A 16,064-nucleotide genomic window follows, 5' to 3' on the forward strand; every position below is an offset into this window, starting at 1 on the left:
ATTTGATCAGCGACGCCCGATCCGACGAAGGGCGGTTGCCGTCCCGCTCCCCGCCGGATATCAATAGCCGCAAGTCGCGAACAGGAACCTTCGCACGCAAGATCAAAGGGGCATCGGATGAAGAAACTCCGCTATGCGGTGGTGATCCCGGCTGTCGCCGGCACCATGCTGGCCGGGTTCACTCCTGCGTTCGCAGGACCGGAGGCTGCCAAACAGCAGCCTTTGAACTCCACCAACATTCCGGCGAAGTACGCGAGCCAGAAGCTGGACTGGCACAAGTGCACGGCGAACGAGCTGCCGACCGCGCCGCCGCCGGGGGCCGAAAACATCGAATGCGCGACCTACCGCGCACCGCGCAACTGGTACAAGTCGAACGAGAACATCGACCTGACGATCGCCGTCAGCCGCCTCGCCGCCACCGGCGGCCCCGCGACGGCCAGCGTCATCACGAACCCGGGCGGCCCCGGCGCACCGGGCCGTAACTTCCCGGCTCGTCTGCGCAACCAGACGAAGCTGCGCGCGACCCAGGAGATCATCGGTCTCGACCCGCGCGGCACCGGCAAGAGCACCAACATCACCTGCGGCAACGCGATCGGCACCGGATCCGACCTGGACCCGCGCGATCGCAGCCGGGCGAACCTCAACCTGATCCTGGACGCCACCAAGTACGCGGCGGACTCCTGCCAGGTGAAGTCCGGCGAGCTGGGCCCGCTCATCAACACCGCCCAGACCATCCGCGACATCGACCTGCTGCGCGTCCTCCTCGGCCGCGACAAGATCAACTGGGTCGGCTACTCGGCGGGCACCTGGATGGGCGCGCACTACGCCCAGCAGTTCCCCACCCGGACCGGCAAGTTCCTGCTCGACTCGTCGACCGAGTTCACGACGACCTGGCAGAACTCGTTCGACGGGCAGCCGCTCGGCTTCGAGCGCCGCTGGCGTCAGGACTTCCTGCCGTGGATCGGCAAGTACAACAAGGTCTACAACTTCGGCAGGAACGGCGAGGCCGCTCGCCAGACCTACGAGAAGGTCCGCTTCGCGCTGACGCAGAACCCCGTCGAGGTGGACGGCGTCCCGGTTTCGGCCAACGCCCTCGACTCGACCATCGCGTCGTACCTCTACTCGAAGCGCAACTTCCCGGCGCTGGCCGACTACCTGGTCAACCTGAAGACGCTGACCGAGGGCACCTCGAGCCAGCAGCAGAAGGCCGCGGCCGCGCAGAAGGTCAAGGCGGAGACGGTGGACGGTGACGGCGTCATCGGCCCGCAGCCGCTGTTCGTCCCCACCGACGGTGACTCCTACAACGCCAGCTTCTGGACCATCCCCTGCAACGAGGGCCCGTGGACCGGTAACCGGCAGAGCGTCATCCGTCAGTCGCAGAAGCTGATCGACCGCGATCTGCCGCTGCTCGGCGCCGGCTGGCTCATCCAGCCGTGCATCTTCTGGAAGAACAAGCCGGTCGACCTGCCGAAGCTCGACGGCCGCGGCGTCCCGCCGGTGCTGATCGTCCAGTCGGTGCACGACCCGGCGACCCCGATCGAGGGCGCGACCCGTGCGCACCGCGCGTTCGCCAACTCGCGGATGATCACGGTGACCGGTGAGGGTGACCACGGCATCTACGCCGGCGGCAATGTGGGTGTGGACAAGGTCGTGGAGGACTTCCTCGTCGACGGCAAGGTGCCGAACGACCAGAGCCTCCCCGGACTCCCACTTCCGGTGCCCGCGGGCGGCTGAAGCCCCTAGGGATTGTGGCCCCGTCGAGTTTCGGCTCGGCGGGGCCTTTCCTTTGGGCGGTCCACAGACCTGTGCACAGAGTTATCCACAGGCTGGGGGTAACTCTGTGGGGACAACTCGGCGCCACTCACGACCGGCAGGCGCGCGACCGGTATTAGTATTGGCTTCATGGTGCGAGTGCCGTTGACGGACGAGGAACGCGAACGAGGCGAGCGGCTGGGGCTGGCGCTCCGGGACGCGCGCGCGTCGGCGTCGCGGAGCATGGTCGAGGTCGCGGCGGAGGCCGGGATCTCGGTGGAGACGCTCCGGAAGATCGAGACCGGCCGGATCCCGACGCCCGCCTTCTTCACGGTGGCGGCGATCGCGGACGCCATCGGCCTGCCGCTGGACGCGCTGCGGGCGGCCGTGGAGAACACAGACGCCGCAGAGGTCGCCGAAGCCAGTTAGGCGATCTCGCGTGATCAGAAGCGGGACTCGCGTGATTGAGCACGGGACTCGCGTGATGGGGGCCGGATCACGCGAGTTAGGGGCGCAGGGTGGCCAGCGTGTGCGCCCGGTCGTTCAGGTAGAGGAAGCCGTCGATCGGCAGGTCGAAGCTGTTCAGCAGGCTCTCCAGGGTGGCGAACTCGTCCACGCCGAGCCGCAGGTTCTCGTTCACCGCGTGCGCGACGAGGACGTCGGCCAGTTCTTCCCACTCACCCGACCAGTGCAGGGTGCGATAGAACGCGAGAACGTCCGGCGCGACGCGGTCGGCGATCTGGTCGAGCAGGCTCTCGCCGAAGAAGCTGATCCGGCCGGCGGCGAGGTCGGCCACGGTCGGATTCGCCGGGTCGGCCGCGGCGTCGGGATTGCGGACCACGCCGGGACCCGCCACCGGATAGCCCGTCTTGACGCTGCCGTTGTCTTCCACCAGCACGATCAGATGCACGCCGTACCGTTCGCCTGCGCAGCGCCAGCGGCCGTTGTGCTGTCTGCGGCGAGGTTCGCTCGGATCGTTCGCGACGTCCTTGATCACCGCGATGATCTGCTCGTCGGTCCAGCCCGCGGGGAACTCGCTGGTCGCCCGCCGCCCCTTGCCCGGTGCGTGCCCGCCGCCCACTCGTGCTCCTTTCGTCGCATCGAGGGTAACCCGCGTTCGGAGTATTCGAATGATCCGAACGCGGGAACGGGTGACCTCAGGCGATCACGGACAGCAAAACCGAGCCGACGACCAGCACGTCGACACCCCGCAGCGCCTGGAGTCCCGCGGCCCCGCCGCTGACGTCGTAGTTCATCGGCGGCCGGGTCGCCGTCCGGAGCGTGGCGACGACGGCGAGTGGGATCGCGAGCCACACCGGCCAGGCCGGGGTCACCCCGAGCGTCAGCGTCACCAGGCCGAGCAGCGCTCCCCAGCCGAGGCCGAGCAGAGCGATCACCAGGCCGTTGACCAGCCGTAACTCCCAGTCGGACACCCCGAGCCACCGCCTGCGGCCGGGGTTGCGCCACAGTTCGCCGAGCCCGCCGACGAACGGCACGAGCGCGGCGTACGCGCCGAGCGCGAACAGCGGTCCCGCCGGGACGGCCGGGAACGCCAGCTGCGCGGCACCGACCAGGCACGCGATCGCCACACTGGCCGCCGCGAAGCGCATCCTGCCGAGTACCCCGGCCCACGCGAGCCGCAGCACCGTCGGACGCCGCAAGGACAGCCACGGCACCGGCTTCGACTCCGGGATCAGCAGCATGGGGTCCATGAAGACCGCGGCCATCGCCCGCAGGAGCCGCGCGTTCCAGCCGTCGACGAGGTCCTGGCGCCCGACCCCGGACACCGGTTCGCCGCCGAAGGCCACCGCCACCGCGACGACGAACATCGCACCGGCCAGCACCTCGACCGCGATCGGGCCCAGCCCGGCGGCGGCCACCGCCAGACCGGCCACCGCGAGCACGACCGGCGCGAGCGTTTCCCCGCGGATCGCGGTCCGCCGCGCAGTGATGGCGGCCAGGATCGCCCCGGCGGCGGTCAGCGCCGACATCGCGATCCACACGTCCTTCGACCCGCCGCCGATCGCGGTGACCAGCGCCCCGGTGTAGCCGACCACCATGACCAGCCCGAGCCAGAGCGTCCACATCCGCTTCGCGACGACACGGCGCCTGTCGACGCCGGCGAAGTCCATCCACGTCAACGCCGCCGGTTCGGCCCAGACGAAACCGCGGCGCAGCAGGCTGCGCCAGAAGATCGCGCACAGCACGATCAGCAGTCCGAACACCGCCGGGAAATCCACAAGGGACTGTCCAAAAAGGAAATGGCGCAGCTTCGGAAGGTTCTGGAACGCGGTGAAGAGCGCGCCGAAACCGAACAGTGCCAGGAAGGTCTGGTAATCCCCGTTGAGCAGTCCGCCGAATCGCTGTCGTCCCGGGACGTGCGTGGGGGCCTTCGTGGTCACCACAGCTCCAAGGTCGAGTCGGCCGCTTCCAGCAGCGGGGGATGATGCGTCGCCACGACGACCGCGGCCCCGGCGGCGGTCGAACGCGCGATCAACGACGTCAGCCATTCCTTCCCGGCGACGTCGAGCGCCCGCTCGGGCTCGTCGAGCAGCAGGACGTCGTGCGGTCGCGCCGTCGCGCCGAGGAGCAGCAGGCGGCGGCGCTGCCCGGCGGAGAACTTGCCCGCGGTGACCTTCGCGCGTTCGGCGAGACCCGCGTCCGAAATCAAGGCTTCGTGATCGCCGAGATCGGCACCGAACGAGCCCTCCAGTAACTCGAGATGCTGGAGCGGGGTCAGCTCGGTGAAGAAATCGGAATCGTCGAACAAAACGGAAACCTTGCGGCGAAAGGAAAGGTCGCGCTCGTCGGGCTTTCCGCCCGCGACGACGACCCGGCCCCGCTGCGGCGCCTGCGTTCCGTAAAGGCACCTCAGCAGCGTCGATTTCCCGACCCCGTTCGGACCGGCGATCACCGCGCATTCGCCCGCTTCGACCTCGAAATCGAGGTCTTCGAACAACCAGTGCTCCCCGGCCTGGACGCCGAGCCCGCGTACGTCGATCATGTGCCGCACAACAACTCGATCACCGGAGCGAGGGGCTCCATATTGCGCTCCAACACGGTGAAATAGGTCAAGCCGAACCGTTCGCGATGGGCGAGGATCTGTTCGGCGATCTGCTCATGGGTACCGACGAGCACCGTCGGCACTTCGGCGAGCTGCTCGACGGTGAGCGCGCCCTTCACGAATTCGCGAGCGCTTTCCAGCCCCGCCCGCCGATCGCCGGTCACCGTGACCACTTGCGAAATGACGTTGAATTCGGCTTCGCGCCCGTTCAGTTTCTCGCGGGTGAACCGTACGCGTTCGTCGATTCCGGCCGCGTCGTCGAGCACCAGCGCGCCACCGTCGGGAATGGCCGCCGTGCCGGAGAAGCCGATGATGTCGGCGTGTTCGGCGGCGAGGGCGAGCACCCGGTCCCCGCGGCCGGCGATCAGCAACGGCGGGCCCGGTTTCTGCACGGTTCCCGGTTTGTGGTCATCGTCGGAGTAGAGCCGTTTGAGCTCTTTGATCGTGTGTTCGAGGTGGTCGACGCGCCGGCCGGCGCGGGGGAACTCCATCCCCGCCGCTTCGAACTCGGACTTCCGGTACCCGGCGCCGAGCCCCAGTTCCAGCCTGCCTTCGGTGAACTGATCCGTGCCCGTGACGTCGCGGGCGAGCAGCACCGGGTTGTAGAACGCGGTGTTGATGACGAAGGTGTTGAGCCGGACGCGCTCGGTCACCTCGGCGGCGAGCACGAGGGCGGGAAAGGGCGGCGCCATCCCGAGATGGTCCGCGGCACCGACGACGTCGAAACCGAGTGCTTCCGCCTTGCGGCATTTCTCGACCCAGGCCGCCCGGCTGTCCGGGACGACCATGTTCACGCCGAATCTGAGCATGCGGCCACGCTACCCAAGGGGGAAATACGAAGGCCTCATCCTCAGGAATGACCGTGAGGATGAGGCCTTCGACTCGTTCAGGTGATCAGCCGAGACGCTGCTTGAGCGCGTCCAGTTCGTCACGCAGCGACGAGGGGACCTTGTCGCCGATCTTCTCGAACCACTCCTCGATCAGGGGCAGTTCCTTGCGCCACTCGTCGGCGGAGACGTCCAGCGCGGCCTGGATGTCGGCCAGCGGCTCCTTGAGGCCGTCGGTGTCGAGGTCCTCGGCGTTCGGCACGAAGCCGACCGGGGTCTCGTTCGCGCTGCCCTTGCCCTCGACGCGGTCGATGACCCACTTCAGGATGCGCGAGTTCTCGCCGAATCCCGGCCACAGGAAGCGGCCGTCGTCGCCACGGCGGAACCAGTTGACGTAGAAGATCTTCGGCAGCTTGTCGGCGTCGGCGTTCTTGCCGAGGTCCAGCCAGTGCTTGAAGTAGTCACCGGCGTGGTAGCCGAGGAACGGCAGCATGGCCATCGGGTCGCGGCGCACGTTGCCGACCGCGCCGGCGGCGGCCGCGGTGGTCTCCGACGACATGGTGGCGCCCATGAACACGCCGTGCTGCCAGTCGCGGGCCTCGTTGACCAGCGGGACCGTGGTCTTGCGGCGACCGCCGAAGAGGATCGCCGAGATCGGCACGCCCTTCGGGTCGTCCCACTCGGGCGCGAGGATCGGGCACTGCGACATCGGCGTGCAGTAGCGCGAGTTCGGGTGCGCGGCCTTCTCTTCCGACTCCGGCGTCCACTCCTGCTTCTTCCAGGAGGTGGCGTGCGCGGGCTTCTCGCCCATGCCCTCCCACCAGACGTCGCCGTCGTCGGTGAGCGCGACGTTCGTGTAGACCGTGTTGCCCTTTTCGATGGTGCGCATCGCGTTGGGGTTGGTGTGCCAGTCGGTGCCCGGCGCGACGCCGAAGAAGCCGAACTCGGGGTTCACCGCGTACAGGCGGCCGTCCTCGCCGAACCGCATCCACGCGATGTCGTCGCCGAGAGTCTCGGCGCGCCAGCCGGGGATGGTCGGCTGAAGCATGGCGAGGTTGGTCTTGCCGCAGGCGCTCGGGAAGGCCGCCGCGACGTAGTGGACCTTGTTCTCCGGCGAGATCAGCTTGAGGATCAGCATGTGCTCGGCCAGCCAGCCCTCGTCACGGGCGATGACCGAGCCGATGCGCAGCGAGTAGCACTTCTTGCCCAGCAGCGAGTTGCCGCCGTAGCCGGAGCCGTAGCTCCAGATCTCACGGCTCTCGGGGAAGTGCGAGATGTACTTGGTGGTGTTGCACGGCCAGGAGACGTCCTTCTGGCCCGGCTCCAGCGGGGCGCCGACGGAGTGCAGCGCCGGGACGAACGAACGCTCGGTGCCGTCCTCGGTGACGAACTTGTCCAGCGCGGCCTTGCCGGCGCGGGTCATCACGCGCATGGAGGCGACGACGTAGGCGAAGTCGGTGATCTCGATGCCGAGCTTGGGGTCCTCGGCTCCGAGGGGGCCCATGCAGAAGGGGATCACGTACATCGTGCGACCGCGCATGCACCCGCGGTACAGCTCGGTCATCGTGGCCTTCATCTCGGCCGGGTCCATCCAGTTGTTGGTGGGACCGGCGTCCTCTTCGTTGTCCGAACAGATGAAGGTGCGCTCTTCGACGCGGGCGACGTCATTCGGGTCGGAAGCGGCCCAGTACGAGTTGGGCTTCGCGTCGAGCTGCACGAACGTGCCGGCGGAGACCAGTTCGGCGTTGATACGCGCGGCCTCTTCGTCGGACCCGTCGACCCACACCACGCGGTCCGGAGTGGTCAGTTCGGCGACCTCCCGGACCCAGGACAGCACGCCGCTGTGCGTCGTCGGCGCTTTTTCCAGTCCGGGGATGGCGACTGCGGTCATCTCTACTCCTGACTTCCGACGGCAGAAGCCCACATCGGGAACGACGCTGTTCCGATGCGGGCTTCAGTGCCGGCGACCGAATGGCTTCGCACACCGGCGGGAAGACCGGTGTGCAGGTTTTGGGATTCCCCGAGAGTAGCCGGATGACCGGCAGGTAACCGAGAGCTGACCTGTCGGTTCTCTCACAAGAACGATAAGGGAATCGATTCAGTATCACCGGAATGGGCCATACGCAGAAATTCTTCCGGTGATCGACAGCACAACGACCGGGCGAACCGGACACGAGAAAACCCGGTACGAGGTCTCGTACCGGGCTGTTCTGTGACCAGAATTACATCGATTTGGCCGAAGAATGGACTGGACCACTCACGAATGGGTATCCGTATTGGTTTAGTCCATTTCAGGATTTAGTTCGGGCTGATCCACTGGCCGGTGGCGGAATCGATCTTCGCCACTCCTTCGAGTGTTTGCGTGCCCGATCCGCCCCACGCGGCGTCGCCCGCCGGGTCGCCCGCGGTGTCGTTCGAAGTGCTCACGAAGGCCGAGCCGATGTCCTCGTTGACCACGCCGCTGCCGGTCTCGGTCCACTGGCCGGGTCCGGTGTGCTCGTAGGTCTTGGAGTTGCCGGAAGCGTCGGTCTCCACCGCGATGTCGGCTTTGCCGTCACCGTCCTTGTCGGTGAAGGCGATCGTGCGGCCGTCCTCGGTCTGGATGACGGCGGTGTCGGGGGTCCCGTCCCCGTTGGTGTCGATCGTCGGCGGGCCGACCTCGACGTCGCCGCTGGGCATGTCGGCGTGCATGGTGCCGCTCGTCCCCGCGTCGCTGCCGCTGTCGTCGCTGCCGCCACCGGCCTCGACCCAGGCGCCGGAAGCTTCGTCGTAGACGGCTTCCTGGACGACCTTGCCGTTTTCGTCGAGCACCGCGTACTGGTCGGCGTCGCCGTCTCCGTCGGTGTCGACGAAGGCCTGGCCGGTGCCGTCCTCGTGCTGGATGACCGCGGCGTCGTTCACGCCGTCCTTGTCGAGGTCGTAGTTGAGCTCGGCCTGGTACTCCTCGCCGTCAACGTGGACCGTGACCGCCTCCGTGGAGCCCGCCTCGGTGTCCGTGCCGCCGCTCTCGTCGACCCACATGGGATGACCCCCTCGTTGACCTGCCGGTGTGTCTGAGCCTATGACTCACCGTAGGCCCGTTCGGTTCCGGTCCACAACAGGACACCCTGGTCAGGCGTCGCGCAGTGACCGGATGCGGCCCAGAAGCGCCTCGGCACGGTCACGGCCGTCGGAGACGTCCTTCAGCCGCTTCGCGACCACCGAGATCTTCTTGGCCCTTTCCTGCGCGCCCATCTTGATCGTCTTGTCGACTTCCTTCAGCTCCGCTTCGATCGCGTCGATGCGGCGGCCGAGGGCTTCGTCGAGCGCCATCGAGAGCTGCTGTTCGGCCTCGATCAGCTGCTCCGCGACGAGCTGGTCCAACGTGGACCGCGCGTCGGCGATCGCCTCGACCAGCCACTGCTTCATATGCTGCTTGTCCGAGGCGTGCTTGCGGGTCCGCGCCATCCACCAGCCGGCGCCGAGGCCGATGATGATCGTGGCGGGCAGGATCACCGGGTTCAGGATCGCGACGCCCGCCAGCGGCAGCGCGGCGACCTTCCCGGCGCCGAGACCGCCGGAAACCCCCATGAAGATGAGCAGTTTGTCCTCGGCCGTCGGCGGTTTCTTGTCCGGCGGGCGCAGCACCACCGGCGGGCCGCCCGCCCTGGCGAACTGGCCGCGGATGATGTCGAGCTCTTCGGCCGAGAACAGCTCCGAGAGCGCGACGTTGGTGACCTGGTTGAGCCGCTGGGAGAGCAGCATCGAGATCCGCTGCGACGTCGTCTGCAACGCGATGTCGACCTGCTGGGGCAGCGCGGTGAGGTCGTCCCGCTTGGCGCCGTCGATCCGCTGCCGGAAGTGGGTCGACGCGTCGCGCATCTGCCTGCTGGTCTCGTGGCCGACCTCGACGCGGGTCCGCTGGATCTCCGCGCGCAGTTTCAGCTGCCAGCCCCGGGTCGAAGAGCGGCGTTCGGTGCTCAGGTCGTCGCGGCGCTGGCGCAGCTGTTCCGCCTCGGCTTCACCGGCGGACAGCGCGCGGCTTTCCGCCTGCAGTTTCGCCTTGAGCTCGGCGAGGGCGCTCGACAGCGCACGAAGGGTGTTGGCCTCGCCCAGCATCGCCGAGCGGCCGACCAGCATCTCCTGCAACGCGCCCTGGAGCGCGGCGATACCGGCCTTCTCGCGCAGCATCATGGCCATCTGTTCGTTCGGTGCCTTGGCCGCCGTCTCGAACATGCGCGCGGACACCGGGTGGAACACCGCGTCGGCGAACCGGGGAGCGTGCTCGGCGAGCAGCCGCCGGTCGGCTTCGAGGACCTCGCGCCAGCCGCGGAACTGGTCGGTCTTGGTCAGCGCGAAAAGCACGGTCTCGACGCGCTCGCCCATGTCCTGCAGGAAGTGCAGTTCCTGCGCGGTGAACGGGGAGGAGGCGTCGACGACGAACAGCAGGGCGGTGGCGCCCGCCGCCGCCTCCTTCGCCAGTTCGCCGTGCATCGAGTCGAGTCCGCCGACGCCCGGCGTGTCCACAATGGACACGCGTTCGAGCAGCGGGACCGGACCGGAGACCTCGACGTACCGCGGCGGGATCTGGCCTTCCGGCAGTTCGTGCGCGGCCGAGACCCAGTGGATCAGGGCGTTCAGGTTGATCGGCACCGGCGCCAGCTGGCCCGGATAGCAGGCCTGCGCGGACCACTGCTCGGCGTGTTCGAAGACGAGGTACGTCGCCGTGGCGACGTCGGCGTCCACAGGGGACAGTCCCGGCATGGAGAGGAGCGCGTTCACGAGCGAGCTCTTGCCGCGATTGGTCTCGCCGACCACCACGACCGACGGCTTCTTCGGGCGCGCCTTCCGGATGTCCTCGACCCATTTCGCGGCCTGAGGATCGGCTTCGCGGACGACGGTGAGCAGCTGCTCGCGCGTGCTCTTCACGACCGCCGGCAGGTTGGCGGCCGCACTCGGAGCGGTCACTGGGCCTTCTTCGCGTAGACGATGACGATCGGCACGCGCAGGACCCGGTCGTGATCGGCGAAACCGACGACTTCGGTCTCCGCGACGAGCCCTTCGAGTGCCGGGTCCTCGGTCGCGACCGCGCCGCCCGCCTCGTGCACGGCGGGGTCGAACCGCTCGCCGTCCGGGCGCAGGGCACGGACGCCGATACCGGCGAGACCGTGTTCGAGCCGCTCGACGACGCCGCCGCTGCGGGCGCGGTCGAGGGCGTACAGGCAGAGCTGGATCAGCGCCTGCCTGTCGGCGAGAGCCTGTTCGAGGTCGGCCGGACCCGTGGTCGTGGACTCCACATCGGTCTTCGACGCGGCTTCGACGGTCTCGGTTCCCTCGGACGGCGAAGTCCCGCCGTCCGCCTCGGCGATGATCGCCGCGATGCTCACCGCCGCGATCTGGCCGGTCGGCACGTCGTCCGGATTCTCCTCGGCGACCGCCTTCTTCCGCAGCCAGGCTCCCACTGTGCCACCTATCGCGCCCCCGCGATCGCGCTGCCAGGGCGCGCCTCTCGTAGTCCGGTCGCGTTCACCCGACAGGCGCGCCCTGCCATCACGATAGCGGGGCCTGACGGCCGAAAGGCGCGACTTCAAAAGATCAAAAGACCTCGGCCACCTTAGCTGTTGGATCTGCTCCGTGTGGGCAGAACGGGGCGAAGGAATCTGGTGATCAGCACCTTCATCACCGCGAGTTCCGCGGCCGGATCGAGGTCCGGCTCCAGAATCACGCGGGAGAGTGGGGCGTCGATCAACGCGACGAGCCAGCTGGCCGTCACCTCCGGTTCGATGCCGGGGTCGATCCGGCCCGTCTCCACCGCCCTGGTCACGAAACCGACGAGACCGTCGCGCAGGACGCGGTCGTTGCCCTGGACCAGTTCGGCCAGTTCGGCGTCGCGGGCGCACTGCGCGGCGACCTCGAGGACGAGCTTGGCCGCGAGAGGTTGCAGGAGCTGTTCGGACATGTACGTGAGGATGAGGAGGATGGCCTCCCACGGGTCCTCGATCTCCCCGGCGGCCGCGAGCAGGGCCGCGGTCTCGTCGCCGTCCTGTTCGAAGATGCCGACGAACACCGCGCGCTTGTTCGGGAAGTAGTGGAACAGGCTGCCGGTGCTGATCCCCGCCGCGCGGCAGATCTCCGCCGTCGTCGTCTTCTCGAACCCCTTCTCGGCGAAGCACACCGTGGCGGCGTCGAGGATGGCGCGGCGTTTCGCCTCGTGCTTGGCCGGGTCGACCGTCCTCATTTCACCGCCGGCGGCTCGGTGTGCCAGGGGTAGCCGTGCTCGGTGAAGGCCTTGGCGACGGCCGCGCGGTCGACGTCACCCTTCTCTCGTGCCAGCTCCCGACCATCGGCGGCGAGCAGGACGAGCTCCTTGCCGTCGAGGAAGACGGCCTGCAGCTTGGCCTCGTAGGCGCGGGTGCGCCCCTTGACGGTGAGGGTGATGCGGGTCGGCGTCACCTTGACGATCAGCCGCTCGTGCGCCCAGACCGCGGCGAACAGCAGGCCGAGGACCAGCCCGGCGCCCGCCCCGGCGAGTGGGCCCCACGGATCGGGGATGTCCGAGACGAGCTGGAACGGGCCCTTGAACGGGACCCAGCTCAGGGAGACCACCCAGTCCGCGATCGACTGGAGGAACCAGCCGAGCGCGGCACCCACCAGCGGGCAGCCGAGCCAGGAGGCCGTGCGCAGCCACTGGGGCTCGTCGACGATCGTTTCCATGGGGTCCATTATTAGACCGAGCGCTCGGTTTATCAATCCCGGGTCCGGAACAGGCCGCGGGGGTCAGGCTTGGGGGTCGCGGATCTGCTGCCAGATGAGGAAGTACGCCCGGTGCACGACGTGCGCGACGCGGCTCTGGGCGGGCGTCGCGCCGAAGGACGCGAAGGAGCGCCACCAGCCGGCCCGTTCGAGGGCGTGGGCGGCGAGTTCGGCCCGGGGAGCGCCCGGCTTGCCGAGCTGGGCGCCGATGTCGGCGTTGCTGCCGACCCGCAGGACCTCCTCGGACAGGTCCTCGGGCATGTCGACAGCGCCGGACGCGACCAGCGTGAGCGCTTCGAGCAGCCGCAGCTGGTGTGCTTCGGGCTTGGCGAGCAGGACCTCGATCGCGTCGTGGACACGCTGCCGTTCGGCCGGGTCACCCGAGGCGTGGGCCAGCGCGGTGACCGAGGCCAGCGCGGCGGCCGCCTTGATGCCGTCGGCGCGGGCGGCGAAGACGATGCTCAACCGCTGGCGGACGGCTTCGAGGCCGGAGGCGTCGAGCAGCTTCCGCCGCAGCGAGCCCGCGGTGATCTCGGGTTCCTTGCGGATCGCTTCGACGGCGTACCGGACGCCGAACAGGTCCAGCTTCTCCAGCAGCCGCAGCCGGACGCCCGCCGCGACGTCGCAGTCCCAGCTGGTGAAGATGTCGGCCGAGATCAGCATGGTCTCGAGGATGTCGTCGTCCATCTCGGACAGCTGGCGCAGCGCCTCGGCGTCACCTGAGGTGAACCCGCCGGACTCCGCCGACTCCGCGATCAGCCCGATCACCGGCAGCACGTCCGCGATGCGGGGCTTCAGCGTCGAGGCCTGCTTCTCCGACAGCAGCGTCGCGGCCTTCCACACGTCGCCGCCCGAGCCTTCGACCGACTCGGGCGCGATGGTGTCCGCCTTGTTGAGCACCGCGATCGCGTTGACCGGGCCCGCCTCGCGGCTCGCGGTCGCGGCGGTGAACGCGGCGAGCGCCTGCTGGTCGTCGGCGCGCACACCCTGCGTGACCACATAGAGGACGGCCTCGGCGCCCGCTACGGCGTTGCGAGAGGTGTCGTCGAGCTCGTCGGAACCCTCTTCGTCTTCTTCCGCGTCTTCGTCTTCAGGCTTGCGGTGCTTCGCCGCACCCAGCAACTGCTCGGTCCGCGACACCGACGCGGCGTCGAGCGAGCCGAGGCCCGGAGTGTCGATGACGGTCATGCCCTGCAGGACCGCGTTGGTGAGGTACGCCTCGATATGCGAGACCTTGTCGATGTCGATACCCAGCTCGGCCGGGATCATCCCGTCGGCGGCGAAGGGCAGCACCTGCTTGCGGCCGTCGTTGAAGACGATCTCGACGCGGTCGACGGTGCCGTACTGGAACCTGGTCACCAGCCGGGTGCACTCGCCGACGTCGGTCGGCGCGACGCGGCGTCCGATCAGGGCGTTGACCAGCGTGGACTTCCCCGACTTGATCCGGCCGGCGACGGCGACCTGGAGCGGACCGCCCAGTCTGCGCAGCACCTCGGCGAAACCGGCCGCGGTCCGCGCGGACACCTGCGACTGGAGGCGATGACAGAGGTTCGCCACCGACATCGACAGCGGGCCGGCGAGACGGCCCTGTTCCGTCGGTGACGTCACGGCGCCTGTCCCCTCCCAGTCGTCAAAGCCTGCCGGGTCGAATCGTGCCATGCCGCTCATCCTCGGGTCGCACCGAAGGTGGTACCGGCGACCGACGCGCGAGCGGCCATGGCCGACATAGTGTTACCAGGTGCGACGGTTAAGCCTCTGGATGCGTGCTCACCCCATGGCCGGGGACAGTTTCATCGCCGTCGTCCTGTTGCTGACCGACCTGCTGTTCTTCGTGGCGGCGGTCGAGACGCCGGAAGTACCGATGCCGCCCTGGTACGTGGTGCTTCCGCTGGACATCGCGATGGTCGTCCCGCTGATCTTCCGGCGGAAGGCCACGCTGTGGTCGGCGTATCTGCTGCTGGCCATCGGTATCCCCCACGGCGCGCTCGAACTGGGCGCGGCCAGTGGGCTGGCGATCATGATCAGCGTCTACTCGGTGCTGGTCTACGTCGGCCGCAAGCAGGGGCTGCTGTTCCTGCTGGCGACGATCGTGACCTCGGTGATCCAGCTGTGGGTCGATCCCCCGGAGGACATCTGGGTGCTGGCGATCATCGGTGTCTTCGCCACCGCACTGTGCTGGACGCTCGGCGAATTCGCGGGCGCGAGGCGCGCCTATCACGAGGAGGTGGAAGCCAGGTTGCATCTACTTGAGACGGAACGGGACCAGGCGACCAGGATCGCCGTCGGTGAAGAACGCGGACGGATCGCCCGTGAGCTGCACGACGTCGTCGCACACGCGGTGAGCGTGATGGTCGTGCAGGCCGACGGCGCGTCCTACGCGGTCGACGGGAATCCCGAGATGGCGAAACGGGCCTTGCAGACGATTTCGGAGACCGGCCGCGGCGCGCTCGCCGAACTGCGGCGGCTGCTGGACGTGCTCCGCAGCGATGGTGACGACGAGCCGCGCGTGCCGCAGCCGGACGCGAGCGCGCTGACCGACCTCGCGGACCGCATCCGCCAGGCGGGGGTGCCGGTGACGCTGGCGATCGGCAGCGACGCGCTGGCCGGGCTGCCCGCCGGGGTCTCGCTCGGCGTGTACCGGATCGTCCAGGAGTCGCTGACGAACACGCTGAAACACGCGGGCCAGGGCGCGCAGGCGGAGGTGCTGGTGCGCCGGGAGTCGGACGTGATCGACGTCCGGGTCACCGACGACGGCGCCGGCCGCGCGAAACAGCTGGTACCCGCCGCCACCAAGACGGCGTCACATGCCGCACCGGGAGGACCGCGGAGACTCTCGGTCCCCGGTGGGAACGGATTGATCGGAATGAGGGAACGGGCGAACGTCTTCGGCGGCACGCTGGAGGTCGGACCCGCTCCCGGTGGAGGGTGGCAAGTGCACGCGAGACTCCCGGTTAGGTTGGCGACGTGATCCGAGTGGTGGTCGTCGACGACCAGGAATTGATGCGCGTCGGGTTCCGGATGGTCCTGGGCGCGCAGGCGGACATCGATGTCGTCGGTGAGGCGGGTGACGGGGCGCAGGCCATCCGCATGGCGGAGGAACTGCGGCCGGACGTCGTGCTGATGGACGTCCGGATGCCGGTGCTGGACGGGGTCGAGGCGACTAAGCGGATCGTCGAGGCCGGGACGGCGCGGGTGCTCGTGATGACGACGTTCGACCTGGACGAGTACGTCTATTCGGCGCTGCAGGGCGGGGCGAGCGGGTTCCTGTTGAAGGACACGCAGCCGGATCACCTGGTCTCGGCGCTGCGGGCGGTCGCTTCGGGCGACGCCGTGGTCTCGCCGTCGGTGACGCGGCGGCTGCTCGACCGGTTCGTCGGCGGCGGCGGGAAGCCGATGCGGGACGCGGCCGAGCTCGACGTCCTCACCGAACGGGAGCGGGAGGTGCTCGTGCTGATCGCGAAGGGCCTCTCGAACCTGGAGATCGCCGAGACGCTGTTCCTGTCCGAGGCGACGGTGAAGACGCACGTCGGGCGGATCCTGTCCAAACTGGATCTGCGTGACCGGGTGCAGGCCGTGGTGCTCGCCTACGAGACCGGTTTGGCGCGTCCCGGGGTCACCTGAGAATCCCGCGGAAAAGTGGTCATTCGGTGAGCACTTTGCGGTGGATCCTTGTCTCCAGAGCCACTACC

Annotated in this window: 15 protein-coding genes; 4 read left to right on the forward strand and 11 right to left on the reverse strand. The window is 68.5% G+C overall.

Annotation, left to right across the window (positions count from 1 at the left end):
- Positions 1-117 precede the first annotated feature (117 nt).
- Both BKN51_RS33810 and BKN51_RS33815 read left to right on the forward strand, forming a co-directional pair.
- Entirely contained in the window at positions 118-1,734 is a 1,617-nt protein-coding gene (locus BKN51_RS33810) for an alpha/beta hydrolase (protein WP_101611470.1), read from the forward strand.
- 168 nt (positions 1,735-1,902) lie between these two features.
- Entirely contained in the window at positions 1,903-2,181 is a 279-nt protein-coding gene (locus tag BKN51_RS33815; protein WP_101611471.1) for a helix-turn-helix domain-containing protein, read from the forward strand.
- Between the two features lie 76 nt (positions 2,182-2,257).
- Here the strand turns inward: BKN51_RS33815 and BKN51_RS33820 are convergent, their stop codons facing one another.
- From BKN51_RS33820 to BKN51_RS33870, 11 genes are all read right to left on the reverse strand, one after another.
- On the reverse strand, positions 2,258-2,833 hold the full coding sequence (locus BKN51_RS33820; RefSeq protein WP_233223047.1) for an EndoU domain-containing protein: 576 nt from the start codon (positions 2,831-2,833) through the stop codon (positions 2,258-2,260).
- Positions 2,834-2,909: 76 nt separating this feature from the next.
- Positions 2,910-4,157 (reverse strand): DUF6297 family protein, encoded by a 1,248-nt coding sequence (locus BKN51_RS33825; RefSeq protein ID WP_101611473.1) that lies wholly within the window; start codon positions 4,155-4,157, stop codon positions 2,910-2,912.
- A complete protein-coding gene (locus tag BKN51_RS33830; RefSeq protein WP_101613617.1) occupies positions 4,151-4,756 on the reverse strand; it encodes an ABC transporter ATP-binding protein in 606 nt (201 codons plus the stop codon). The genes BKN51_RS33825 and BKN51_RS33830 overlap by 7 nt, the downstream gene beginning before the upstream one ends.
- Positions 4,753-5,625, reverse strand: a complete 873-nt coding sequence (locus BKN51_RS33835; RefSeq protein ID WP_101611474.1) for an LLM class F420-dependent oxidoreductase — start codon at positions 5,623-5,625, stop codon at positions 4,753-4,755. Before BKN51_RS33835 ends, BKN51_RS33830 begins: the two co-directional genes overlap by 4 nt.
- An 85-nt stretch (positions 5,626-5,710) precedes the next feature.
- Positions 5,711-7,534: a phosphoenolpyruvate carboxykinase (GTP) gene (locus tag BKN51_RS33840; RefSeq protein ID WP_101611475.1), complete on the reverse strand. Its 1,824-nt coding sequence runs from the start codon at positions 7,532-7,534 to the stop codon at positions 5,711-5,713.
- Between the two features lie 407 nt (positions 7,535-7,941).
- Positions 7,942-8,664: a DUF6802 family protein gene (locus BKN51_RS33845; protein ID WP_101611476.1), complete on the reverse strand. Its 723-nt coding sequence runs from the start codon at positions 8,662-8,664 to the stop codon at positions 7,942-7,944.
- A 90-nt stretch (positions 8,665-8,754) separates the two neighbouring features.
- Positions 8,755-10,590 (reverse strand): dynamin family protein, encoded by a 1,836-nt coding sequence (locus tag BKN51_RS33850; RefSeq protein ID WP_101611477.1) that lies wholly within the window; start codon positions 10,588-10,590, stop codon positions 8,755-8,757.
- Positions 10,587-11,084, reverse strand: coding sequence for a nucleotide exchange factor GrpE (gene grpE / locus BKN51_RS33855; protein WP_101611478.1), 498 nt, complete (start codon positions 11,082-11,084; stop codon positions 10,587-10,589). Before grpE ends, BKN51_RS33850 begins: the two co-directional genes overlap by 4 nt.
- 152 nt (positions 11,085-11,236) lie before the next feature.
- Entirely contained in the window at positions 11,237-11,860 is a 624-nt protein-coding gene (locus BKN51_RS33860) for a TetR/AcrR family transcriptional regulator (RefSeq protein ID WP_101611479.1), read from the reverse strand.
- Entirely contained in the window at positions 11,857-12,336 is a 480-nt protein-coding gene (locus tag BKN51_RS33865; RefSeq protein ID WP_101611480.1) for a YqeB family protein, read from the reverse strand. The genes BKN51_RS33860 and BKN51_RS33865 overlap by 4 nt, the downstream gene beginning before the upstream one ends.
- Positions 12,337-12,399: 63 nt before the next feature.
- Complete coding sequence (locus BKN51_RS33870; RefSeq protein WP_101611481.1) at positions 12,400-13,983, reverse strand: dynamin family protein; 1,584 nt, start codon at positions 13,981-13,983, stop codon at positions 12,400-12,402.
- Between the two features lie 151 nt (positions 13,984-14,134).
- Here BKN51_RS33870 and BKN51_RS33875 point away from each other — a divergent pair, with 151 nt between their 5' ends.
- Together BKN51_RS33875 and BKN51_RS33880 are read left to right on the forward strand one after the other, a co-directional pair.
- Complete coding sequence (locus tag BKN51_RS33875) at positions 14,135-15,343, forward strand: histidine kinase (RefSeq protein WP_442857691.1); 1,209 nt, start codon at positions 14,135-14,137, stop codon at positions 15,341-15,343.
- Positions 15,340-15,996, forward strand: a complete 657-nt coding sequence (locus BKN51_RS33880) for a response regulator (protein WP_039923149.1) — start codon at positions 15,340-15,342, stop codon at positions 15,994-15,996. The genes BKN51_RS33875 and BKN51_RS33880 overlap by 4 nt, the downstream gene beginning before the upstream one ends.
- The last annotated feature ends 68 nt before the right edge of the window (positions 15,997-16,064 follow it).

Source organism: Amycolatopsis sp. BJA-103 (assembly GCF_002849735.1).
In the GTDB taxonomy this organism is placed as follows: Bacteria; Actinomycetota; Actinomycetes; order Mycobacteriales; family Pseudonocardiaceae; genus Amycolatopsis.